General features: G+C 64.0%; 2 protein-coding genes and 1 pseudogene. 1 reads left to right on the plus strand and 2 read right to left on the minus strand.

Features of this window, described 5'->3' with window-relative positions:
- A pseudogene (locus A5711_RS27300) lies at positions 1–192 on the plus strand (hypothetical protein); the annotation flags it as partial.
- A 9-nt stretch (positions 193–201) separates the two neighbouring features.
- Here the strand turns inward: A5711_RS27300 and A5711_RS16910 are convergent.
- The gene (locus A5711_RS16910; protein WP_067948466.1) at positions 202–1,005 is read right to left on the minus strand and encodes a TylF/MycF/NovP-related O-methyltransferase; all 804 of its coding nucleotides are present in this window, start codon (positions 1,003–1,005) and stop codon (positions 202–204) included.
- Between the two features lie 133 nt (positions 1,006–1,138).
- The gene (locus A5711_RS16915; protein WP_067948468.1) at positions 1,139–1,942 is read right to left on the minus strand and encodes a TylF/MycF/NovP-related O-methyltransferase; all 804 of its coding nucleotides are present in this window, start codon (positions 1,940–1,942) and stop codon (positions 1,139–1,141) included.
- Between the last annotated feature and the right edge of the window lie 286 nt (positions 1,943–2,228).

Below are 2,228 nucleotides of genomic sequence, written 5' to 3' on the forward strand. Positions count from 1 at the left end.
AAGGTGGGAACCGCCCGACGCTTCTCGGAGACCACCGAGAAATCGCTTGTCTCGGATCTTCGCGAGATCCTCGCCCCGGAATATGCCACCCGAGCCCGCGACCTCGCCACTCGGATGACAACCCCCGCCGAAAGCGTCGCCAAGGCTGCGGATCTGCTCGAAAAGGCCGCCCGTGAGAAGGCTTCCGGCTGAAGCGCTTGCTTAACTCGCCGGCTTGATCAGCAGGCCCTGTCCCGTGGGCAACGCGCAGATCTTCACACCCAGTTCATTTGCCACCGCATCCATGGCGGCGCGCTGCTCGTCGCGCCCCCGGTTCGCGTAGTCATCCAGGAGCACGAAGGCACCGGGTATGAGCCGTGGCCAGAAATAGCGAAGTGCGGCGACTTCCGGTGGGGCGCAGTTCATGTCGATGTGCAGGTAAGCGATGGCGGTCGCGTCGACCTCGTCGAGCGTCTCCGGGACCGCGCCCACGATGATGCGCTGGTTATGCCACTCCGCGAAATTCGCGCGAACGCTTTCGACTCCACTGGCATACATCCCGTTGCGCAGGTGATCTTCGCTGATCTCCAGTGCCCCGGCCCGGCGTTCGTTCTCGGTGACGAAGCGCGGGTCGAGTCCGGCGAACGTGTCGAGCAAGTAGAAGGTCTTCCCCAGCCGGTCCCAGTCCAGGTATTCCATGATGGCGCTGCTCAAGAACCCGTAGCTCACGCCGCATTCGACGAAGTCGCCGTCAAGCTTGCTGGCGCTGGCCGCCGCCCACAGCCCCACGTGCACGCGCCACTGCCACTGGTACCAATCCTCTTTGCCCAGGGAGCGGGCGCCGCGCCGATAGGCGCGCTGGAACTCCGGATCGTCCAGGAACGCGTGAAAGTTATTGAACGTGACCAGCGCGTCGTTGGCGTAGACGTCGGGAAGGATGGTCCGCGCGAGCCAGTACTCGGTGCGTACCCACCACATCCGCAGGCGGGTTCCGGTTGTCAGCCCTGTTGCCACGGCGGCAACCATAGCATTGGCGGACGTCTAGCCCGTGCCAAATACGACGGGTTCAACGGTTCACCCGCCCGAACGGCAAAACTTTTGGTAGCCACCGAATTTCGCCAACCCGCTCAGGCGCCGGCATTGCCCTGTCGAATACCGTCTACTTGCGCCACAGCACGCCGGTGCCGTCGATCTCGACGATCTCCGCGGTCACGCCGTGCTTCGCCCGATAGTCCGTTACGGCTTGTTCGCACGCCTTGATCGCGTGGTAGTCGTCGACGATGCAGAAGCCACCCGGCGACAGCCGCGGATAAAGCGCATCGAGCGCCTGGATCGTCGACTCGTACAGATCGCCGTCCAGGCGCAGCACGGAGATGCGATCGATCGGCGCATCCTGCAGCGTGTCCTTGAACCAGCCGGGAACGAACCGTACCTGATCGTCGAGCAACCCGTAACGCTCGAAATTAGCCCGCACCTCGGATTCGGGCACCCCGAGGATGCGCGCGTGACGGTGCAGCGTGATCCCTTTGTCCTGCTTGTAGTTTGCGACGTCCGGCGGCGGTACGCCGGCGAAGGAGTCGCACAGCCACACGCAGCGCTTCTCGTCCCCGTGTGCGGCCAGCACCGCGCGCATCAAGATCGACGCCCCGCCGCGCCACACGCCACACTCGACCAGGTCGCCGGGGATGTCCTCTTCCAGCACCGTCTCCACGCAATGCTGCAGGCTGGTCAGCCGCTGCATACCGATCATCGTCAAGGCATCCGCCGGCCAATCCAGCCCCAGGTCTCGCGCGTGCTTATTGAACGGGCGCTTGCGGACGAGCATTAGATTGCGGGTGCTGAACAAAGGGCGCCCCAAGCGGTACCAGCCCACGGGCACCAACTCGTCATTGCCGTACCGGGTCAAATCGCGTCGGAGCAAGTCCAGGTACGCAAACCGCGTGTCGTGGTCAGTCACGGCCAAAGCTGCCCCTTAATCCGCATGCCAGTACTCCCGGTCATGAGCCTAGACGTCCGTCGACGCCCTCAATGCGTTTCGCAGTCTATCCACTAACTTGGTCCGAATTGCCAACTTGCACCTCGGGCCATCGCGATCTCAAGGACTACGCTTCACTCCGGTGGCGCGATCACAGCGTCCCGAGCGGGTGAAGCTCTCCAGCAGATCGACGGCGCGCCCCACGCTGTCAGCGGGCTTGGTCATCTGGGCAGAGATCTCGCGGGCCCGAGCGGCGCACTCGGGGGCGAGGATC

The organism is Mycobacterium sp. E2238, assembly GCF_001672665.1.
Classification (GTDB): Bacteria; Actinomycetota; Actinomycetes; order Mycobacteriales; family Mycobacteriaceae; genus Mycobacterium.